The sequence below is a fragment of the Pseudomonas sp. LABIM340 genome, assembly GCF_040017195.2.
GTDB lineage: Bacteria > Pseudomonadota > Gammaproteobacteria > Pseudomonadales > Pseudomonadaceae > Pseudomonas.
In genome coordinates this window covers 2,722,366-2,741,835 of the sequence record NZ_CM200227.1, presented here as the reverse complement: position 1 = coordinate 2,741,835, position 19,470 = coordinate 2,722,366, and the positions used below count along the sequence as shown (strand labels likewise).

At 66.0% G+C, this 19,470-nt stretch carries 17 protein-coding genes; 7 read left to right on the top strand and 10 right to left on the bottom strand.

The window, feature by feature from the left end; genetic code table 11:
- Positions 1–11 precede the first annotated feature (11 nt).
- Positions 12–1,973, bottom strand: coding sequence for a DUF1302 domain-containing protein (locus ABKS89_RS12800; RefSeq protein WP_138216594.1), 1,962 nt, complete (start codon positions 1,971–1,973; stop codon positions 12–14).
- 319 nt (positions 1,974–2,292) lie between these two features.
- Entirely contained in the window at positions 2,293–2,766 is a 474-nt protein-coding gene (locus tag ABKS89_RS12795; protein WP_138216595.1) for a DUF3859 domain-containing protein, read from the bottom strand.
- 130 nt (positions 2,767–2,896) lie between these two features.
- On the opposite strand from ABKS89_RS12795, the gene ABKS89_RS12790 reads away from it, so the two are divergent.
- From ABKS89_RS12790 to ABKS89_RS12770, 5 genes are all read left to right on the top strand, one after another.
- On the top strand, positions 2,897–3,763 hold the full coding sequence (locus ABKS89_RS12790) for a pirin family protein (protein ID WP_348589267.1): 867 nt from the start codon (positions 2,897–2,899) through the stop codon (positions 3,761–3,763).
- A 146-nt stretch (positions 3,764–3,909) separates the two neighbouring features.
- The gene (locus ABKS89_RS12785; protein ID WP_348589268.1) at positions 3,910–5,163 is read left to right on the top strand and encodes a sugar MFS transporter; all 1,254 of its coding nucleotides are present in this window, start codon (positions 3,910–3,912) and stop codon (positions 5,161–5,163) included.
- Positions 5,164–5,337: 174 nt separating this feature from the next.
- A complete protein-coding gene (locus ABKS89_RS12780; protein WP_348589269.1) occupies positions 5,338–5,829 on the top strand; it encodes a (2Fe-2S)-binding protein in 492 nt (163 codons plus the stop codon).
- A complete protein-coding gene (locus tag ABKS89_RS12775; RefSeq protein ID WP_348589270.1) occupies positions 5,826–8,063 on the top strand; it encodes a xanthine dehydrogenase family protein molybdopterin-binding subunit in 2,238 nt (745 codons plus the stop codon). Before ABKS89_RS12780 ends, ABKS89_RS12775 begins: the two co-directional genes overlap by 4 nt.
- Positions 8,060–9,340, top strand: coding sequence for a cytochrome c (locus tag ABKS89_RS12770; RefSeq protein WP_348589271.1), 1,281 nt, complete (start codon positions 8,060–8,062; stop codon positions 9,338–9,340). Before ABKS89_RS12775 ends, ABKS89_RS12770 begins: the two co-directional genes overlap by 4 nt.
- A gap of 42 nt (positions 9,341–9,382) precedes the next feature.
- Here ABKS89_RS12770 and ABKS89_RS12765 read toward each other — a convergent pair whose 3' ends face one another.
- From ABKS89_RS12765 to ABKS89_RS12735, 7 genes are all read right to left on the bottom strand, one after another.
- The gene (locus tag ABKS89_RS12765; protein WP_138216601.1) at positions 9,383–10,114 is read right to left on the bottom strand and encodes a dienelactone hydrolase family protein; all 732 of its coding nucleotides are present in this window, start codon (positions 10,112–10,114) and stop codon (positions 9,383–9,385) included.
- Between the two features lie 142 nt (positions 10,115–10,256).
- Positions 10,257–10,748, bottom strand: coding sequence for a YfbM family protein (locus tag ABKS89_RS12760; protein ID WP_171039470.1), 492 nt, complete (start codon positions 10,746–10,748; stop codon positions 10,257–10,259).
- Between the two features lie 58 nt (positions 10,749–10,806).
- Entirely contained in the window at positions 10,807–11,997 is a 1,191-nt protein-coding gene (locus tag ABKS89_RS12755; RefSeq protein WP_348589272.1) for a DUF4303 domain-containing protein, read from the bottom strand.
- A 164-nt stretch (positions 11,998–12,161) separates the two neighbouring features.
- Positions 12,162–14,060, bottom strand: a complete 1,899-nt coding sequence (gene htpG / locus ABKS89_RS12750) for a molecular chaperone HtpG (RefSeq protein ID WP_348589273.1) — start codon at positions 14,058–14,060, stop codon at positions 12,162–12,164.
- A gap of 130 nt (positions 14,061–14,190) precedes the next feature.
- The gene (locus ABKS89_RS12745) at positions 14,191–15,435 is read right to left on the bottom strand and encodes an MFS transporter (protein ID WP_138216604.1); all 1,245 of its coding nucleotides are present in this window, start codon (positions 15,433–15,435) and stop codon (positions 14,191–14,193) included.
- Complete coding sequence (locus ABKS89_RS12740) at positions 15,436–15,882, bottom strand: PaaI family thioesterase (RefSeq protein ID WP_138216605.1); 447 nt, start codon at positions 15,880–15,882, stop codon at positions 15,436–15,438. It lies immediately after the preceding gene.
- A complete protein-coding gene (locus ABKS89_RS12735; protein WP_081516717.1) occupies positions 15,879–16,352 on the bottom strand; it encodes a PaaI family thioesterase in 474 nt (157 codons plus the stop codon). The genes ABKS89_RS12740 and ABKS89_RS12735 overlap by 4 nt, the downstream gene beginning before the upstream one ends.
- 161 nt (positions 16,353–16,513) lie before the next feature.
- Here ABKS89_RS12735 and ABKS89_RS12730 point away from each other — a divergent pair, with 161 nt between their 5' ends.
- Complete coding sequence (locus ABKS89_RS12730; RefSeq protein ID WP_138216606.1) at positions 16,514–16,735, top strand: hypothetical protein; 222 nt, start codon at positions 16,514–16,516, stop codon at positions 16,733–16,735.
- 66 nt (positions 16,736–16,801) lie between these two features.
- Here ABKS89_RS12730 and ABKS89_RS12725 read toward each other — a convergent pair whose 3' ends face one another.
- Complete coding sequence (locus tag ABKS89_RS12725; protein ID WP_138216607.1) at positions 16,802–17,563, bottom strand: DUF599 domain-containing protein; 762 nt, start codon at positions 17,561–17,563, stop codon at positions 16,802–16,804.
- A gap of 264 nt (positions 17,564–17,827) precedes the next feature.
- Between ABKS89_RS12725 and ABKS89_RS12720 the strand changes: the two genes are divergently transcribed.
- Complete coding sequence (locus ABKS89_RS12720) at positions 17,828–19,408, top strand: bifunctional 3-(3-hydroxy-phenyl)propionate/3-hydroxycinnamic acid hydroxylase (protein WP_348589274.1); 1,581 nt, start codon at positions 17,828–17,830, stop codon at positions 19,406–19,408.
- Positions 19,409–19,470: the final 62 nt, after the last annotated feature.

Sequence of the window (19,470 nt, the reverse complement as noted above, 5' to 3'; positions counted from 1 at the left end):
CTCTCTCCGGATCAGAACGAGTATTTCGCGGTGATCGAGACGTTGTCGCGGTCACGCGCGGAGTTGCTGGAGCCGGCGCCGTAGTAGCTGGTGTACTGGGTGCCGACCTCGAAGGTGTTCAGGTAGCTGGCGTCGATACCGAGGGTGTAGGCCTTGCGCCCCTCGATGAAGTTGCCGGTACGGTCGGAGTTGCCGCTGAAGTCTTCCTGGTACACGGCGTAGGGCGAGAGCTTCACCCCAGCGTAGACGTCGTTCCAGCTGCCGGTGAGCAGCAGGGTGTAGCCGTAGCTGTCGCGACTGATCTGCACGTCGTCGTCATTGCCGCCGACGTAGGCCTTGTCCTGGGCACCGACGAACTTGCGCTTGCTGCCGTCCCAGGCGGTGTATTCCAGGCTGCTGCCACGGATGTGCTCGGAAGCCAGCTCCGCCACGCCGGTCATGGAGTCGAAGGTCAGGTGCGGGCCGAAGTTGTAGATGGTCGACAGCGAGATGTTGTAGGTCTCGGCACGCTCGTAGTTCTCGAACAGCTCACCACGGCACAGCTGCTTGCCGGCGACCGGGGCGCAGGCCTGGCCGGCCGGTGTGTTGGCATCGAACAGGTTGGTCTGGCCAAGCACGCCCTGGGTCAGCAGGTCGCCCAGCAGGTCGTCGGTGGCAGAGATGCTGATCGGCATATTCGGCCGGTAGGCGATCTCACCGGACACCGAGGCGTCACCCAGCGTGGTGTTGAAGCTGAAGCCGTACATGCGGATGTTTTCGACGTAGTCACGGCGTGCTTCGGCATTGCTCGCCATGTCCAGCGTGGCCAGCCCCGGCACTGCTTCGCCCAGGCCCAGCGGACCGAGCAGCGAGTTGAGTTCGTCGACATCGACACCCTGGTAGCCGCGCAGGTCGACCGCGATCTGCGGCTCCTTGGCGTGGTAATTGACGAAGTAGAAACCGAACTCGGTGGAATTCAGCTCTTCGGCGATATAGCGGAAGGCCACGCCGAATTGGCCGCTGTCGCTGGCTTCGATGTCCTTGCCGACGTTGGCGACCTTGAAGGTGCCGGTGTTGGGGTTCAGGTAGGAGTTGGGCCCGTGCGGCCCGTTGCCCAGCAGTCCGAGGGAAGCCACGGTCGGGTAGCCGGCCAGCAGTTCCTTGATCAGCGGGTTGTCCTCGGTGGTGTAGGCGGTGTTGCCGCCGTCGCTGAACAGGTCGGTGTCGGAGAAGTAGGTGCCCACCGAGTCCAGGCGGGTCTCCTTCCACTTCCACTGATAGAAGCCTTCCACGGAGAGGTCGTCGGTCAGGCCGAAGTTGAGGCTCAGCGCCTCGGTCGGCACCAGCACTTCCTTGAGTTCCGAGCCCGGCAGGTGGAAGCGCGCGGCGTCCACCGGGTTGATGGTGTTGATGCCACCCCGGTAGAACACGCCCTCGCCCCAGTTCAGCACCTGGCGGCCGACGCGGCCGGTCAGCGGGTGCTCGGCGACGTCCCAGCTGCCGGACAGGTAGGCATCCAGCAACTCTGCCTTGCGCCCGGCGATGTGGCGGGTGTCGTCGGTGAAGTGATCGTCCTGCGGGAACGACTGGCTGGGACGCTCCACTCCATTGGTGGTGTCGTAGTAGTCGTTGCGCTTGTCCATGATCTGCGTGTCGTAATAGGCAGTGCCACGCATGAACAGGCCGTAGTTCTGGTACTTGGCCGAGAGATCGGAGGTGAGCTTGAAGACCTGGGAAACCAGGCCGGTATCGAAGTTGCGGTTGCCGTCGTCGGCGTTGATGTCGCTGATGTTGCTCTTGTCACGCCCCTGCACGCGCCACATGGCGCCGTAGGACAACGTGCTGTCGAGCGAGCCGGTGATCTCGTTCTCGGCCAGCTTGAACTCCAGAGCCTGGGCCGACCCCGCCACCAGCAGCGGCAAGAGTCCCATCACCGCCCCCGCCCGCCGCGGCGCCCAGAAAATGGACGAACGCGCACCCAATCGACTGTTCATAGACAGCATTACCTCCATGGCCAAGATTTATCGCCCCGGTCATTGCGGCCGGCGCTGTTCTTATTCGTTTCTCGGCTGCCGACGACCTCGGAATAACCGGGCCACCGTGCAGTAACACTCCTGCCAGAGCGCTTGCGGGCGCTTTGGCTCCCTCTCCTCTTCTGCTTGCACGCCGGGAGTTGGGACTATCGTGCAGGCAAAGTAACAAACTGTTTCCCACCTGCCAATGGAAAGGATGTAATCCGTGCCTTTCAACAGGCAAAGAAAAGCCCGGCACATGGCCGGGCTTTTCTCTTACAGAGAGTTCACACAGCGAGATTCACTCGACGGTGAAGGTCTTCTCCGCCAGCAGGCGGTCGCCCTGGAACACCATGAAGCGCCACTGGCCCTGGACCACCTCGTGGTTCTCGGTGAACTGGTAGGCCATCACGTCGGTGGGCGCGCCCACGACCAACTTCTGCACGACCTCGAGCTTGTCGTGGCGCTGGCCGTCGGGGGTCACCACGCCGGGAGTGAAGTACAGCAGGGTCAGCGGCGTGTCGCCTTCCTGCTTGCCGCTGAGCTGGTAGCGCATGCCGAACTTGGTGCCCAGCTTGGCCGGAACGCGAGTGGTGGACTCCAGCTGCTCCTTGCTGCTGGTCAGCACACGCTCACCGGGCTGGTAATCCTTGTAGTTGCTGACGAAGACGCCGTACTCGACCGGGCCGTTGACGCGCACTTCGGCAAAGGCCGAGGAAGCGAAGGCAGAAGCCAGGGAGAGAGCCAGGACTGCTGGCAGGCGGGAAATGGACATGTCGCGCTCCTTGTTGGGGTCCGCGCGAGGCTATGACATCGCCGTGACAGCCTGATGACAGCTTGACGCCGTACGGGTCAGTGCGGCGCCAAGCGTCTATCATGCGTGGATCGCACCACTGGACACCATCATGAGCGACAGCCTGCTAGCCATCCGCCCGCGCGCCGAAGACGTCGAGGGCGTGCCCATCCTGCGCCCCCTGCCCTCGGCCCAGCGCCGCAGCGTCGGGCCCTTCGTGTTCTTCGACCACATGCTCGAAAGCAGCTTCGCGCCGGAGCACGGCATGGACATCCGCCAGCACCCGCACATCGGCCTGTCCACCCTCACCTACCTGTTCGAAGGCCAGGTACAGCACAAGGACAGCCTCGGCTCGGACCAGCTCGTGTTGCCCGGCGACGTCAGCTGGATGACCGCCGGGCGCGGCGTCGCCCACGTCGAGCGGACCCCGGCCGACCTGCTGCACAGCGGCTCGCGCCTGCATGGCCTGCAGGTCTGGCTGGCCCTGCCGCGCGAGCTGGAAGGGTGCGACCCCAGCTACAGCCACCACGCCAGCGCCAGCCTGCCGGAGAGCGACAGCCTGGGGGTGCGCATCCGCATGATCGCCGGCGCCGGCTTCTGCCTGGAGTCGCCGGTGCCGGTGCGTTCGAAGACGCTCTACGCCGACCTGCAGCTCAGCACCGGCGCGACCCTGGCGATCCCGGACGAACATCCCGAGCGCGCGCTATACCTGATCGAAGGCGAAGCGCTGCTGGACGATGAACCGCTGCCGCTGCACCAGTTGGTCGTCCTGCCGGAAGGCGAGACTTTCACCCTTTCCGCCTGTGGCGACTGCCACGCGGTGATCATCGGTGGCGACCCGCTGGACGGGCCGCGGCGGATGAACTGGAACTTCGTCGCCAGCGATCCTGAACTGATCGACAGTGCCCGCGCGCGCTGGGCCGCCCGCGACTGGCCGACGGTGCCGGGCGAACTGGAACGCATCGAATTGCCGCGCTAGCCGTACAGAGAAGCCGATCAGAAATCGCCGCCCCGCTGTCGAAACCGGCGAATGCCTGAGGACTCGCGCAGCGACTTGCCGCAGCATCGCGCGCCCCGAACCCTTGCCGACGGCAAGCCCGCTACTTCTGGCCCAAGGAGTCCGTGATGGACCAGTCGACCGCCAACCGCCACACCAGCGCCCTCACCGTGCTGACCCTGCTGTTCTTCATGTGGGGCCTGATCACGTCGCTGAACGACATCCTCGTGCCGCACCTGAAGGCAGTCTTCACCCTGTCTTACGTGGAGGCCTCTCTGGTGCAGTTCTGCTTCTTCGGCGCCTACTTCATCATGTCCTTCCCCGCCGGGCGACTGGTGGAGACGGTCGGCTACAAGAGCGGCATCATCGTCGGCCTGGCCACCGCCGGTATCGGCTGCCTGCTTTTCTACCCGGCGGCCGGTTCGCAGTCCTACCCGTTCTTCCTCGCCGCACTGTTCATCCTCGCCTCGGGCATTACCCTGCTGCAGGTGGCGGCCAACCCTTACGTGAACATACTCGGGCCGGCGGCCACCGCCGCCAGCCGGCTGAACCTGACGCAGGCCTTCAACTCCCTGGGTACCACGGTCGGGCCGCTGGTAGGCTCGGTGACCATCCTTGCCATCGGCGCCGGCGCCGCTTCACAGATTGGCAGCTCCGCCGCCAGCGAAGCGGACTCGGTGAAGACGCCCTACCTGGTGCTGGCCAGCCTGCTGTTCGCCATCGCCGTGCTGATCGCCCTGTTCCGCCTGCCGAAGATCCACCACGGCGAACCCACCGACGGCGTGGCGGGGCGCCAGTCGATCTTTGCCCACCGCCACCTGATCTTCGGGGTCATCGCGATCTTCTGCTATGTCGGTGCCGAGGTGTCCATCGGCAGCTACCTGGTTAGCCTGATGGGCCAGCCGGACATCGCCGGGCTGCCGGCGGACCAGGCCGGCAAGTACCTGTCGTTCTACTGGGGCGGCGCCATGGTCGGCCGCTTCATCGGCAGCGCGCTGATGCGCGCCATCGCGCCGAACCGCCTGCTGGCCTTCAATGCCGTGGCCATCGCGGTGCTGATCGGCATCGCGCTGAGCATCGGCGGGCATGTGGCGATGTGGGCGCTGATCCTGATCGGCCTGTTCAACTCGATCATGTTCCCGACCATCTTCTCCCTCGCCCTGGAAGGCCTGGGCAACCTCACCAGCAAGGGCTCCGGCCTGCTCTGCATGGCCATCGTCGGCGGCGCCGTGATGCCGCTGGTGCAGGCCTTCTTCGCCGACCGCGTCGGCCTGCTGCCTTCCTTCGCCGTGCCGCTGGTGTGCTACCTGTACATCGTCTGGTTCGGCGCACGCGGCTATCGTGCCGACCAACCCTCCACGGCTCCCGCTGGCAACGCCTGACGCCTATCCCTGACGGGGCGCACTGCCAGCGCCCCTATCACCTGATTCCTACAGCCCTTTCGGCCTGCTCGCCCTAGCTGGCGCCAGGCTCCTCCCGAAGACTTCCTTCCTTTTCCCTACACCCGGCCAGAGCCAGGGCGTCGGGCATGACTCTCTCAGGAAGGAACCCACCCCATGGACGCCCCTCTCACGCTGGTCGTCAACGGCCAGACCCGGCAGCTCACCGTGGCAGCCGATACGCCCCTGCTCTACGTCCTGCGCAACGACCTGCAGCTCAATGGCCCCAAGTTCGGCTGCGGCCTGGGCGAATGTGGCGCCTGCACCGTCCATCTCGATGGCATCGCCACGCGATCCTGCATCACGCCGGTCTCCGCAGCCCTGGGGCGCCAGGTCACCACCCTGGAAGGCCTCGGCACACTGGATGCCCCGCACCCGGTGCAGCAGGCCTTCATCGACGAGCAGGCCGCGCAGTGCGGCTACTGCACCAACGGCATGGTCATGACCAGCGCCGCGCTGCTCGCCCGCAACCCCAAGCCCAGCGACGACGAGATCCGTCAGGAACTGGCCTACAACCTGTGTCGCTGCGGCACCCATATTGAAATCCTCAACGCCGTGCGAAGGGCCGCCCACCGCAGCAGCGACGACGGAAACGGGAGCCCGGCATGAACCCGCTCAGCCGTCGCAACTTCCTCACGGCCGGCGGGGTGCTGCTGGTCAGCGTCCAGCTGCCACGGCCGCTGCTCGCCCAGGCCGCCGACGCCGCGCTGCCGCTCGATCAGGTCGACAGCTTCATCGCCATCGCCGCCAACGGCACCATCACCGCCGCCTGCGGCCATGTCGATCTCGGCACCGGCATCCGCACGGCCCTGAGCCAGATCGTCGCCGAGGAACTCAACGTCGATCTCAAACAGGTAACCCTGCTGCTGGGCGATACCCGCTACACGCCCGACCAGGGGCCGACCATCGCCAGTTCGAGCATCCAGGTCAGTGCCATCCCGTTGCGCCGTGCCGCGGCCGAGGCGCGGGAATTCCTGATGCAGCGGGCGGCGCTGGCCCTGAAGACCAGCATCCGCCAGCTCGATTGCGCTGACGGCGCCATCTTCGTCAAACGCAAACCAGCGCGGCGCATCGGCTACGGCGAGTTGCTGCAAGGAAAGCGCTTCGAACTGAGGATCGATGCCAGCGCGCCGCTCAAGCCGCATAGCGAATACCGGGTGATCGGCCGCTCGGTGCCGCGTCTGGACATCCCTGCCAAGGTCACCGGCGGGCTGACCTACGTACACGACATGCGCCTGCCGGGAATGCTCCACGGCCGCGTGGTGCGTCCGCCCTATACCGGGGCCGACGTCAACGCGCCTCTGGGCCGGAGCCGGCTGGAAATCGACAAGGCATCCGTGGCCAAGCTGCCCGGCTTCGTCCGCCTGGTAGTGATCAGTGATTTTATCGGCGTGGTGGCCGAGCGCGAGGAGCAGGCGATCCGCATCGCCCGGGCGCTGAAGGTCCGCTGGAAGAGCTGGAGCGACCTGCCGCCGCTGGGTCTCGACGACCTGGAAGCGACCCTGCGCGCCCACCCCAAGCAGCCACGCATGCTGCAGGACGATCAGCAGATGGATGCCGTGCTCAAGGAGATCGATCGCCCGCTGCAGCGCACCTACGTCTGGCCTTACCACCAGCACGCGTCCATCGGCCCGTCCTGTGCACTGGCGAATCTCGAGGACGGCGTGATGAAGGTCTGGTCCGGCAGTCAGAATCCCCACGACCTGCGCGCCGACCTCGTGACCTTGCTGGGCATGCGACCCGAACAGGTCGAAGTCATACGGATGGAAGCGTCCGGCTGCTACGGGCGCAACTGCGCCGACGACGTGGCCGCCGATGCCGCCCTGCTCGCCCTGGCCGTCGGCCGCCCGGTGCGTGTGCAACTGATGCGCGAACAGGAACACGGCTGGGAGCCCAAGGGCTCGGCGCAGCTGATCGAAGTCCGTGGCGGGCTGGACAAGGACGGCAACGTGGCGGCCTACGACTTCGCCACCTGCTACCCCTCCAACAACGGCATCAACCTGGCGCTGCTACTCACTTCGAAGGTGGCGGCCAAGCCCCAGGTGACGCGGATGGGCGACCGCACCGCCGTGCCGCAATATGCCTACCCGCGCATGCGCGTGGTCTGCAACGACGCCGTGCCGATCGTCCGGGCGTCGTGGATGCGCGGGGTGTCGGCATTGCCCAACGTCTTCGCCCACGAGTCCTACATCGACGAACTGGCGCAGATGGCCGGTGCCGACCCCATCGAATTCCGCCTGCGCTACCTGCACGACGAGCGCGCGGTTGCGCTGATCAACGCACTGGCCGCCTCCGCCCACTGGCAGCCGCGCGTCTCACCCAATCCGCAGGCGCGCCAGGGCAACCTGCTGGTCGGCCGCGGCTTCGCCTATGCGCGCTATTTCCATGGCGACTTCCCGGGGTTCGGTTCGGCCTGGGCCGCCTGGATAGTCGACGTCGAGGTCGAACCGCACACTGGCGCCGTCCGTGTGACCGACGTCCACGTGGCGCAGGACTGCGGGCAGATGGTCAACCCCGACGGCGTTCGCCATCAGGTCCACGGCAACGTGATCCAGGCCACCAGCCGGGCGCTGATGGAGCACTCGAGCTTCGACCGCAGTGGTGTCACCAGCCTCGAATGGGGTGGCTATCCGATCCTCGGGTTCCCGCAGGTGCCGAAGATCACCGCGCTGCTGCTCGACCGTCCCGGTACCCCTCCGCTGGGGGCCGGCGAGTCCACCTCGGTGCCCAGCGCCGCGGCCATCGCCAATGCCCTGCACGACGCCACCGGCGTGCGCTTCACCCGGCCGCCGTTCACCCCCGAGCGAGTTCGCGCGACGCTGCAGGAGAAGCAACCGTCATGAACAAGACTTCACTCGCCATTATCGGCGCTCTGGCCGCATTCGCCGTGGTGGCTCTGATCGCCACCGGGCAACCGAGCATCGCGCCGATCGACCCACCCGATCCCGAAAGCTTCAGCGACGAGGCTATCGCCCGTGGCCAGCAACTGGCGGCCCTGGGTGATTGCGCGGTGTGCCACACCCGTGACGGCGGCGCACCCCTGACGGGCGGCCGCGCCATGGTTACGCCCTTCGGCACGCTCTACACCGCCAACCTCACCCCGGATCGCGATACCGGCATCGGCGTCTGGTCCTTCGAAGCCTTCAAGCGGGCGATGCGCGAGGGTATCTCCCGCGAAGGCGACTACCTCTACCCGGCGTTCCCCTACACCGCGTTCACCCGTGTCGGCGACGAAGACCTGCGCGACCTGTATGCCTACCTGATGAGCCGCCCGGCTGTTGCGGCGGATACGCCGGACGACCGCCTGCCCTTCCCCTACAACCAGCGCCGGATCATGGCGGGCTGGAACTTCCTGTTCTTCGACAAGGGCGTTTTCCAGCCGCAGCCACAGCGCGATGCGGCGTGGAATCGCGGTGCCTATCTGGTGGAAGGACTGGGACATTGCAGCGCCTGCCACTCACCGCGCAACGCGCTGGGCGCCGAGCGTACCGGCAAGGATCGCTTCGCCGGCGCGACGGTGGACGGCTGGCAGGTTCCGGCGCTCAACGCCAACAGCAAGCCGCCCATCCCCTGGAACCAGGCGCTGCTGTACGACTATTTCCGCAACGGCTTCTCGCGCTACCACGGCGCCGCCGCCGGCCCGATGGCGCCCGTAGCCTCCGGGCTCACGCAGCAACCGGAAGCGGACCTGCAGGCCATGGCGCGCTACCTCGCGACCTTCCTCCCGGAGCAGGCCGGTGACTTCTCGCCGGAGCAGCGGGCCGTCGAACTGGAGCAGCGAACCTACGGCACGCTGCAGCCCGTCAGTGGCAGCGGTGGACGGATATTCAATGGCGCCTGCATGGCCTGCCACCATGACGGCGAAAGCCCGAAGCTCAATGGGGTGCGGCCATCGCTGGCGGTGAGCAGCAACCTGTATGCGGCCACCCCGGATAACCTGCTGCAGGTGATCCTGCATGGCATCGGCGAGCCCGCACGGCCGGAGCTGGGCTACATGCCGGCCTTCGGCAATAGCCTGAACGATGAGCAGGTAGTCGCGCTGGCACGCTACCTGCGGGAAGACTTCGCCGGCCTGCCAGCCTGGCCGGACCTGGAATTCAAGGTGGCCAAGCTGCGGTGAATCCGGCACGGGGGAGCGGCGCGACGCCCTCCCCCGATCCGGTCAGGCGCCGAAGCGTTCGTCCAGCAGGTCGAACATCGCAGCGAAGGCGCGACGCGCCACCTTGGCGTCGTACTGCATCTTGCCCGGCACCTGCGCGTGCGGGTCGGTGAAGGAGTGCGCGGCGCCACCGTAGCTGGTCAGGGCCCAGTCGACATTGGCGGCGGTCATTTCCCTGGCGAACTCGCCCAGCTGCTCGCGCGGCACCAGCGGGTCGATGGCGCCGTCGAGGACCAGTACCGCGCCCTGGATGTTCTTTGCGTCCGCCGGGTTCGGCGTGTCCAGGGTGCCGTGGAAGGAAACGGCGGCGGCCACCGGAGCGCCATCGCGGGCCAGTTCCAGGGAGCAGCAGCCGCCGAAACAGAAGCCGAAGGTGGCCAGCTTCGCGGTGTCCAGAGGCGCCTTGCCGGCCTGCTCCAGCAGCGCCTTGAGCGAGCCCTGCATGCGTTGGCGCAGCAGCGAGCGGTCGTTCTTCAGCGGCATCATGGCGGCGAGGGCCTGGTCCGGGCCGTTGGGACGTACATCCTTGCCGTAGAGGTCGGCCACCAGCACCACGTAGCCGCGCTCGGCGACCTTGCGGGCGGTGTCCAGGGCGCCTTGGCTGACGCCCATCCAGTTCGGCGCCATCAGCAGGCCGGGACGCGGCACGGTGCTGGAAGCATCGAATACCAACTGGCCTTCGAAGGCCTGGCCATCGACGCTGTAGGCGACGGGTTGCACGCTGATCTGACTCATCGGGGTAGTCCTCTGGTAAATGCCGGGGATGCCTATCGAACCTGGAACAAGCCTACTCGACTCTCTCGGGTTCGGTGGGTGATTGTTTAAGGGCAAACGGCAGCAGGAGGCACAGTGCAAGGCCTCGGCTGCGTCCGTCCCTTCAGTAGATGCTGACGAGCACATGTCGCTGCTGAGTGGCGCAGACATGATAGAAGTCGCGCAGTTCCCGGAAGGCCTCTTCCAGTTCAGCCCTGAGCTGCGCAGGATCGTCCGCCCAGATCTTCGGGTAGAGTTTGGCCTTGCGGAACCTGGCGAAATCGGCGCCGGCCAGCAGCTCCTCGATCGACACAGCATCGAGCGCAGCAATGATGGCCGGTAGTTCATCGTTCCTTGTGCAGGCGATGAAATCTTCGCAGTCGTACACCTGCACGCCGACCACCGCCTCACTGAGCGGGTTGCCTTCGATCGGCGCACTGGCGGAAACGCCGGTGAGCAGGAAGTGCAGGCCATCCCACAGCTTGTCCAGCCCGACCCGGGGGCTGCCGGCTTCTTCGAGTTCTTCCACCAGATCGAGCAGGCCTTCGGCCGGTGCTTCGGCGACACGCTCGAGCACGGCAGCGTCCACGCTCAGATAGACAGCCTGGATTCCCATGATGATTCTTCCCGTGTGCGTTGAGGTCGTAGGGTTTGTCGCTGTGGTCCGCTGAGCATCACTGCTGCTCGAACTCCTCCAGCACATCGCGGGCATGCTCGCGGATAAAGGCCCACTTCGAGCTCAAACCCTGTTGCGCCGCCACCACTTCGTCGGCTTCCAGCGTGCAGAAGCCACAGCCAGGCGCCAGTGCCTCGGCGACTGCTGGCGCAATATCCGGATGCTGCTCCAGCACTGCTTCGAGCGGGCGGTAGTCCAGGGGATGGTGCTTGCCGCGATCGCGGAAGGAGCGATAGGGAGCGCTGAGCCCGCGCGCGGCCACTTCGGCGGGCAAGTCGTTCAGATGCGCGGCAATCAGGTCCATGCGGTCGAGCCGTGCCAGCGCTGACGCGGCCCAGGCACGCTCGCTTTCGCTGGAAGCCGCGCTGCACAGGGCGGTTTCCAGCGTGCTGATGACGTCGGGTGTCGAGTGATTGATCTCGGCCAGCAGCATGCTCGCCTGCCAAGCTTCGCCGGCGCTGCGCCCGGCGATGACGTCGAGCAGCGCGGGAACGGCGGCTTCGCCCAGAGCGCGAACGAGCGCGTCGTACTCGCCGAACAACGGCCCGGGCGCAGCCGCCCGCACGGCTTGCGGCACCACTTCGGCAACCTGCTCTGTCAGCGGCAATGCCGCGATACGCGCACGCTCGCGTTCAGCGTCGTCGTACATCGGGAAGTGCCGCCGCAACTGCGCCCGGGTCAGGCTGAGCGGCACCAGCTCGCCGGCCTCGTCCGCGGCAACAGCGATGAAGTGCTTGTCGACCAGGCCTTCCTTGAGCAACTGAGCGCGGGCCCGCTTCGCCGCACGGGGAAAACAGTGCAGGAAGCGGTCATAGACCGCCTCCCAGGCGCTGAAGCTGCCCTCGGCAGTGGCTTGCGCGAACTCGGCGCACTGCGTCGCCCATTGATCCTGCTCGTCGCCCGGCTCGAAGCCATGGTCCTCGGCGTGCTGGCTCAGGTCCGGGCCGGACCAGCGCAAGTCCTCGCCATCATCGCCATAGTCTGCCGCCACCTGGGCCAGGCTCTCTTCCGTACCGACCGTCACCATCGGCCAATAGAGGACCGAGCCATCGCCGTAGAATTCGTGAAACATCGCGCCGTAGACGGTCTCGTCCGGATAGCCCTGGCGAATCTTGCGCACCGCGCTCACCACATGGTCCACGGCGGCATTTTCCAGGGCCTTCCAGTCGAACTTCTGCTTTGAGGGCATCCCTACTCTCCGGTATTGCTGATCTGTCATGGAGGCTCGTCCATCGCCCGCAAGCCACGAACCAACCGGGCCGCGTAGTCCGGGTCCAAGCGGTAGCCGGGCACAATGAAAAACGCCACGATTTCAGCACTGAAATCGTGGCGTTCGTGCAAGCCCGGCAGGGCTTAGGCGGAGAGCTCCACCAGCAGCTTGTTCAGGCGGCGCACGTAGGCGGCCGGGTCTTTCAGGCTGTCCCCCGCGGCCAGGGCGGCCTGGTCGAAGAGGATGTGGGTCAGCTCGCCGAAGCGGTCTTCATCGGATTCCGCATCGAGTTTCTCGATCAGCGGGTGGGCCGGGTTGAACTCGAAGATCGGCTTGGCTTCCGGCACCTTCTGCCCGCTGGCCTCGAGGATCTGGCGCATCTGCAGGCCCAGGTCCTGTTCGCCGATGGCGAGGATTGCCGGCGAGTCGGTCAGGCGGTGGGACACGCGCACCTCGGCGACTTCATCGCCCAGCGCGGCTTTCAGGCGCTCGGCCAGGCCTTCCTTCGCCTTGGCGATCTCTTCCTGGGCCTTCTTGTCCTCGTCGGAGTCCAGGCTGCCCAGGTCCAGGTCGCCACGGGCGACGTCGACCAGCTGCTTGCCGTCGAACTCCGGCAGGTAGCTCATCAGCCACTCGTCGATGCGGTCGGTGAGCAGCAGCACCTCGATGCCTTTCTTGCGGAAGACTTCCAGGTGCGGGCTGTTCTTCACCTGGGCGAAGCTTTCGCCGGTGAGGTAGTAGATCTTGTCCTGGCCTTCCTTCAGGCGGCCGATGTAGTCGGCCAGGGAAACGCTCTGCTCGCCGCTCTCGTCGTTGGTGGAGGAGAAGCGCAGCAGGCCGGCGATCTTGTCCTTGTTGGCGAAGTCTTCGGCGGGGCCTTCCTTCAGCACCTGGCCGAAGTTCTTCCAGAAGCCCTTGTAGGCCTCGGCGTCGTTGCTCGCCAGCTTCTCCAGCATGTCCAGGGAGCGCTTGGTCAGCGCCGACTTCATCGAATCGACGATGGGGCCGGACTGCAGGATCTCGCGGGAGACGTTCAGCGACAGGTCGTTGGAGTCCACCACGCCCTTGATGAAGCGCAGGTACAGCGGCAGGAACTGGTCGGCCTGGTCCATGATGAACACGCGCTGCACGTACAGCTTCAGGCCGCGCGGGGCCTCGCGGTGGTACAGGTCGAACGGTGCACGGGCCGGGACGTAGAGCAGCGAGGTGTACTCGAGCTTGCCCTCGACCTTGTTGTGGCTCCAGGTCAGCGGGTTCTCGAAGTCATGGGCGATGTGCTTGTAGAACTCCTGGTATTCCTCGTCCTTCACCTCGGTGCGCGGACGGGTCCAGAGGGCGCTGGCACGGTTGACCACTTCCCACTCGGCCTCGACCGGGGCGTCTTCACCAGCGGCCTCTTTCGGCAGCTCGATGGGCAGCGCGATGTGGTCAGAGTACTTCTTGACGATGTTGCGCAGGCGCCAGCCATCGGCGAATTCGTCTTCGCCGTCCTTCAGGTGCAGGACGATGCGGGTGCCGCGGTCGGCCTTGTCGATGCTCGCCACATCGAACTCGCCCTCGCCTTTGGACGACCAGTGCACACCCTCGCTGGCCGGAGCACCGGCGCGGCGGGTGAACACGTCCACCTTGTCGGCGACGATGAAGGCGCTGTAGAAGCCCACACCGAACTGGCCGATCAGGTGGGAATCCTTCTTCTGGTCACCCGAGAGATTCTTCAGGAAGTCGGCGGTGCCGGACTTGGCGATGGTGCCCAGGTGCGCGATGACTTCCTCGCGGTTCATGCCGATGCCGTTGTCTTCGAGGGTGACGGTCTTGGCGTCCTTGTCGAAGCTCACACGGATTTTCAGCTCGGCGCCGCCTTCGAGCAGCTCGGGCTTGGCCAGGGCTTCGAACCGCAGCTTGTCGGCGGCGTCGGAGGCGTTGGAAATCAGTTCGCGAAGGAAGATTTCCTTGTTCGAATACAGGGAATGGATCATCAGGTGAAGCAGCTGCTTCACTTCGGTCTGGAAGCCCAGTGTTTCTTTTTGAGTCTCCGCGCTCATTGTTTCTCGCTCCGAGGATGACAAATGCCGCGTCATGCGGCCGATGTCAGCGAGATGGGGGCTTCCCGAACCAATTCAAGGGGTTGGCGAAAAAACGTCGGCACATCGGCGGCAGAGCGCCGGCGGACGGTCACTGCGCCGGCAACTCGATATCGGTGATCTCGCTGGGGCGCAGCGTGTAGCTGGCCTCGCCCGGCCCCTCGATGACCCGACGGATGACAACACGACCGTCGGCATTCAGTCCGACGAAGACGCCCTCGGCGGTGCGCCCACGCTCGGTGGTCACGCGCATGCTGCGATTGACGTAGCGCTGGGGCGCCGCCAGCAGGCGCTCCAGGGACAGGCGGCCGCTTTCCAGCCCCGCCGGCGCCGAGCTGCTGACCGTGGCGGGAGCAGGAGCCTGAGCCGGCACCGCTGAGACGCTTGCCGCCTTCAAGCGCGGATAGTGGTCGCCGCGCACACCCCAGCCGCGCGTCGGATTCTTCTCCAGCTTCACCTGCAGGTCCTGCGTCTGCCCGTCCATCTCGACGGTCAGCGGGACCTCCTGGGAAGCCCGCTGGGTATCCAGCGTCGGCATCCGGCTGATGGCGACGTCACGCCGGGCGAAGCGGCGCTGCAGGTAGTCCTGCACTACATAGCGCAGGGTGTCGCGGGAGTCGAAGCGGGTATCCACCTCGCCATCGCGGTAGCGCAGGCGGTCGGTGAAGACCTCGATGTTGCCTGACAGCGTGGTCTGCATCTGGGCCGGCAGGACCAGGTGGAAGGCGCCCTCCATGCGGTTGGGGGCCTTGGGCGTGAGGTCCAGGTGCAGGCTGTAACCACGCTGCAGGCGCACCGCCTCGGGCAGGTCCTGGCCTGGCGCGAGCCAGCTGACTTCGATTTCCGGCAGGCGCCCCTTGTCGTCGGGCAGCACGTCGAGCCGGAGCGGGCCGCTGACCGGGGCAGCCAGGCGCACCTGGACTTCGCGGTGGGCGTAGAAGTCCTGACCTTCGCGCAGGCTGAGCACGCCATCGATGAACTCGGCCTGCTCGGGCACGAACGGCTTGCCGTTCAGTTCGCCACGCAGATCGATGGCCAGTTCAGGCTGAACGACAGGTTCGGGCTTGAGCCATTCGAAGCGAAGAATGGCCTCCAGACGCGCGCTGTCCTGGCTGGCCAGCAGGGTCAGGCCGACCACCAGCGGAATGCAGCCCAGTGCACCGAGGGCGACGGCACTGCGCGCGTGGCGCCAGTGAATCAGGACGAACAGCAGCGCCAACGGCGGCAACAGGCTGGCGAGCCCCCAGAACAGGCTGCGTTCGAAGGCGCGGGCGATGAGCCAGACGTACCCGGCGAGAATCAGCAGCAGGCCGAGCAGGATCAGCAGCGTGTCCATTCAGGCGCCGTCGACCTTGAAGTGCGCGCGGGCGGTAGCGATGGGCTCGGTGCGGGTGGTCTGCCAGGCGGTGATGGCGACGTTGGCCACGCGCCGGCCCTGGCGCCAGACCTGGCACTGCGCGTAGGTATCGCGGAAGTGCCCGGCGCGCAGGTAATCGATGGAGAAGTCGATGATCTTGGGCATGTGTGGAATGCCCATGAACATCAGCAGGTGCAGCAGCGCCGATTGCTCCATGAAGCCGGCGATCACGCCGCCATGCAGGGCCGGCAGCGTCGGGTTGCCGATGTTGTCCGGGTTGGCCGGCAAGTGGAAGATCGCGTCGTCGCCCAGGCGCAGGCAGCGGATGCCCAGCAGCCTGGCATAGGGGATCATGTCCAGCAGCGGGTCGTAGTTCTTGCTCTCGTGCGCCGCGCGCACCATCGCCTCGATGTTCACCGTGCTCATCCCTGGCCTCCCTCGACGTCACGCTTCACGGCGCCGGCGGAAACCGCCTTGCCCATGCGCATGAAGGTGCCGACCACGTGGGCGATGGGCTCCGAGGGGTCGTCCTGGTAGGCGTAGCCGCGGGTGAAGATGATGTTCGGGGTGACCCGGTAGCACTCGGCGAACCCGTAGACGTCCTTGTGCGGCTGCGCCGGGTGCATGTAGTCGATGCGCAGGTCCAGGGTCGGGCAGATCTCGAATTGCGGCAGCACGCAGACGGTGGAGATGCCGCAGGTGGTGTCCATCAGCGTGGTGATGGCGCCGCCGTGGATCACGCCGGTCTCCGGATTGCCGACAATGGCCTCGCTGTAGGGAAGCCGCAGGGTCAGGCCGGAAGCGTCCGCCGCGTGTGCGCTGATGCCCAGCAACTGACAGTGGCGCAGCGCCGACAGGAAGCGTTGGGCGCGCTCCAGGAGTGGGTTTTCGGACATGGGAGGGGTCGACCGATTGACTGCACGGGGCCGCATCATACCCCGTGCGTTGTCACTCCTGCAGTGATGGATTACAGGGCCTTGGGAATATTCGTTGAACTAATTCACACAACCTCTGTTCAAAGGGCTAACACCAGGAAAGCCGCACATGGAGGCTCCGCATGAAAAAAACCCTTCCCTTCGCTCTGCTGATCGTTGCCGGTCTCGGCCTTGCCGCCTGCGACAAGAAAGAAGAGCCGAAAGCGCCGGCCGCACCCGCCGCGACCGAGCAGCCGGCGACTCCGGCGCCGACCACCCCGCCGGCACCTGAAGCCGCCCCGGCTGCTCCGGCTGCCCCGGCCACCGCGCCGCAGGAGCCCGCCGGCGAGCAGAAGCAGCAGTAACAGCGCTTCCGCTGCACAAAACAAGGCCCGCACTATGCGGGCCTTGTCGTTTCTGTCGTTTGCCGGTCAGCCGCTGGGGGGAATGTCATTGTCCCGTGTCGCATCGCCCTGCAGCGTCGGCGTGTAGACCATCACGTGAAGCACGCTGGAGTGGAATTCGCGCTGGTACAGCACGCCGACCACCCCCGCCGTCACCAGCATGAAGATCCACGGGTTGATGAACCAGGCGAGCATGGCCAGGGCGAAATAATAGGTCCGCAGGCCCTGGTTGAACTGGTGCGCCGCCAGCGACACCACGCGCGCCGCCCGCTCGGCAAAGGACTTGCGCTCCAGCTCGCCAACGTTGCGCTCCCCCACCATGGGCGCGGAGCCGATCAGCACCGCCGCGAAGTTGTATTGGCGCATGCACCAGCTGAAGGTGAAGAAGGCGTAGACGAACACCACCGCCAGGCACAGCAGCTTCAGCTCCGACAGCCCACGGGTCGGTGCCGTGACGAAGGGCAGGTCAGCCAGCACGGAGATCGTGCGCTCGGCGGAGCCCAGCAGGGTGAGGATGCCGGCCAGGATAATCAGGGTGCTGGATGCGAAGAACGAGGCGTTGCGTTCCAGATTGCCGATCACGCTGGCGTCCGCCACGCGGTTGTCGCGCAGCAGCACGCGGCGCATCCAGTCCTGGCGGTAGAGGTGCAGCACGCTGGCCAGGCACGCGGTGTCGCGGGCCTTGGTCTTGGCGTAGCGGGTGTAGCCGATCCAGCAGAAGAGGAACCAGAGGATGGCAAGCAGGTTCCAGAAATACTGAATGTCGAACAGGTCGACGACGTCGGTCATGGATTTCCTTGCGATTCGGGACGGAATGAAGTCAGTACGCAGCCGATAGACGCCAGATCCTACCCTCAAGACACGATTTCCGCTGCCCGGGACAACGCCCTCCTCCTCTGCGCCCCTCCAGCAACATTGCCTGTCCAGGGCTCCGATCAGGCCAGAAGTATTTCTGACTAAAAACCCAATATTGACGATTACGTCATTTTTGTTAGATTCCGCTGCACCCGGATCAGCAGAGTCCGGGCCCACTTTCTGGCTGCGGATCTCCCAATGCATAACAACAATGAGTTCCTCCCCGAATCGGTCGACGTCCTGGTGATCGGCAATGGCCCGGTCGGTGCGACGCTGGCTGCCCTGCTGGGCCGCTATGGCGTGGACGCCCTGGTGATCGACAAGGCCCACGACATCCTGCCCATGCCGCGCGCCATCGCCCTGGACAACGAAGCGCTGCGCATTCTCCAGCTCGCCGGGCTGGAGGAAGACGCGTTCGAAACCGTGGTCATCCCCCAGGTGAAGATGCACTGCCCCATCGTCGGCCAGTTTGGCCAGGCCAACACCAGCGGCCGTATCGACGGCCACCACAAGCTGGTGACCTTCTACCAACCGGACCTCGAACAGGCGATGCGCCGACAGGCCCGGCACTACGAGAACCTGCGCTGCCGGGGAGGCCTGGAACTGCAGGAGTTCACCCAGGACGGCAGCGGTATCAGCGCCACCCTGCTCGATGAAGCCGGCGTGCAGCACCACGTACGTTGCCGCTATCTGGTCGGCGCGGACGGCGCGAGCTCGCGGGTACGCGGGTTGATCGGCCAGGAATTCAACGGCCAGAGCTATTCCGAGGACTGGTTGATCGTCGATGCCGGCTCACGTCAGGGAAAGGCCATCGACCACGTCGAATTCCTCTGCGACCACCGCCGGCCGACACCGCACATGCCCGCCCCCGGCGGTCGCGAGCGCTGGGAATTCATGCTCCGCCCCGGCGAAACCCGCGACGAAATGGAAGACCAGGAGCGCATCCGCAGCCTGCTGGCGCCCTGGATCGAGCCGCAGCACCTGACGATCGAACGCCAGGCGGTCTATCGCTTCCACGCCCGCTGCTGCGAGCGCTTCCAGCAGGGCCGGGTGTTCCTCGTCGGCGACGCCGCGCACATCACCCCGCCCTTCGTCGGCCAGGGACTGGTGGCCGGTTTGCGCGACGTCGCCAACCTCGCCTGGAAGCTCTCCTGGGTACTCCAGGAACGCGCCTCGCCGCGGATACTCGACAGCTACGATCAGGAGCGCCAGCCCCACGCGCGGGAGATGATCGACCTGGCCAAGCTCATGGGTCGCCTGGTCATGCCCGGCAATGCCCTGGCCGCCGCCCTGATCCACGGCCTGATGAAGACACTGCGACTGATACCGGCGGCGCGGCGGCACTTCGAGGAACTGGACATCAAACCCAGGCACCGCTTCCGCCACGGCCTGTTCGTGCGCAGCCCGCGGCGTGCGCGGCTGGTCAGCGGCGGGCTGTTCCCCCAGGCCTGGATACGCAACGCCGGGCGCATCTGCCTGAGCGACCAACTGCTGGGCGATCACCTGCAACTGATCGGCCTGGGCACCGACCCGCGCCACTGGCTCGACGCTGCACAACAGCAGCAATGGCTGGAACTGGGCGGCAGCTTCCTGCAGATCGGCCATGCCCGCGACGACAGCCGCGCGGACCTCGCCGAAACCCTCGACGGCTCATTGCTCGCGCCCTGGCCCGATCCGGCGCTGGCCGTTGTGCGCCCGGACCGCATCATCATGCACCAGTGCCGGCCCGAGCAGGCCGCCGACCTGCTGCGCCATTGCCAGGCGCTGCTGCGGGCATGAGCGGGTACCGGTCGGCCATGGGCATCCCGTATCATCGCCGCAGCCCCGCCGACGAATGACCG

Bases quoted from the DNA above. Each gene is read 5' to 3' on its own strand.
- ABKS89_RS12735 (WP_081516717.1), bottom strand. From the start codon at position 16,352: ATGTCCGAAAACCCACTCCTGGAGCGCGCCCAACGCTTCCTGTCGGCG.
- ABKS89_RS12775 (WP_348589270.1), top strand. From the start codon at position 5,826: ATGAACCCGCTCAGCCGTCGCAACTTCCTCACGGCCGGCGGGGTGCTG.
- ABKS89_RS12745 (WP_138216604.1), bottom strand. From the start codon at position 15,435: ATGGACACGCTGCTGATCCTGCTCGGCCTGCTGCTGATTCTCGCCGGG.
- ABKS89_RS12760 (WP_171039470.1), bottom strand. From the start codon at position 10,748: ATGGGAATCCAGGCTGTCTATCTGAGCGTGGACGCTGCCGTGCTCGAG.
- ABKS89_RS12740 (WP_138216605.1), bottom strand. From the start codon at position 15,882: ATGAGCACGGTGAACATCGAGGCGATGGTGCGCGCGGCGCACGAGAGC.
- ABKS89_RS12785 (WP_348589268.1), top strand. From the start codon at position 3,910: ATGGACCAGTCGACCGCCAACCGCCACACCAGCGCCCTCACCGTGCTG.
- ABKS89_RS12790 (WP_348589267.1), top strand. From the start codon at position 2,897: ATGAGCGACAGCCTGCTAGCCATCCGCCCGCGCGCCGAAGACGTCGAG.
- ABKS89_RS12755 (WP_348589272.1), bottom strand. From the start codon at position 11,997: ATGCCCTCAAAGCAGAAGTTCGACTGGAAGGCCCTGGAAAATGCCGCC.
- ABKS89_RS12770 (WP_348589271.1), top strand. From the start codon at position 8,060: ATGAACAAGACTTCACTCGCCATTATCGGCGCTCTGGCCGCATTCGCC.
- ABKS89_RS12800 (WP_138216594.1), bottom strand. From the start codon at position 1,973: ATGAACAGTCGATTGGGTGCGCGTTCGTCCATTTTCTGGGCGCCGCGG.
- htpG (WP_348589273.1), bottom strand. From the start codon at position 14,060: ATGAGCGCGGAGACTCAAAAAGAAACACTGGGCTTCCAGACCGAAGTG.
- ABKS89_RS12795 (WP_138216595.1), bottom strand. From the start codon at position 2,766: ATGTCCATTTCCCGCCTGCCAGCAGTCCTGGCTCTCTCCCTGGCTTCT.
- ABKS89_RS12780 (WP_348589269.1), top strand. From the start codon at position 5,338: ATGGACGCCCCTCTCACGCTGGTCGTCAACGGCCAGACCCGGCAGCTC.
- ABKS89_RS12765 (WP_138216601.1), bottom strand. From the start codon at position 10,114: ATGAGTCAGATCAGCGTGCAACCCGTCGCCTACAGCGTCGATGGCCAG.
- ABKS89_RS12730 (WP_138216606.1), top strand. From the start codon at position 16,514: ATGAAAAAAACCCTTCCCTTCGCTCTGCTGATCGTTGCCGGTCTCGGC.
- ABKS89_RS12720 (WP_348589274.1), top strand. From the start codon at position 17,828: ATGCATAACAACAATGAGTTCCTCCCCGAATCGGTCGACGTCCTGGTG.
- ABKS89_RS12725 (WP_138216607.1), bottom strand. From the start codon at position 17,563: ATGACCGACGTCGTCGACCTGTTCGACATTCAGTATTTCTGGAACCTG.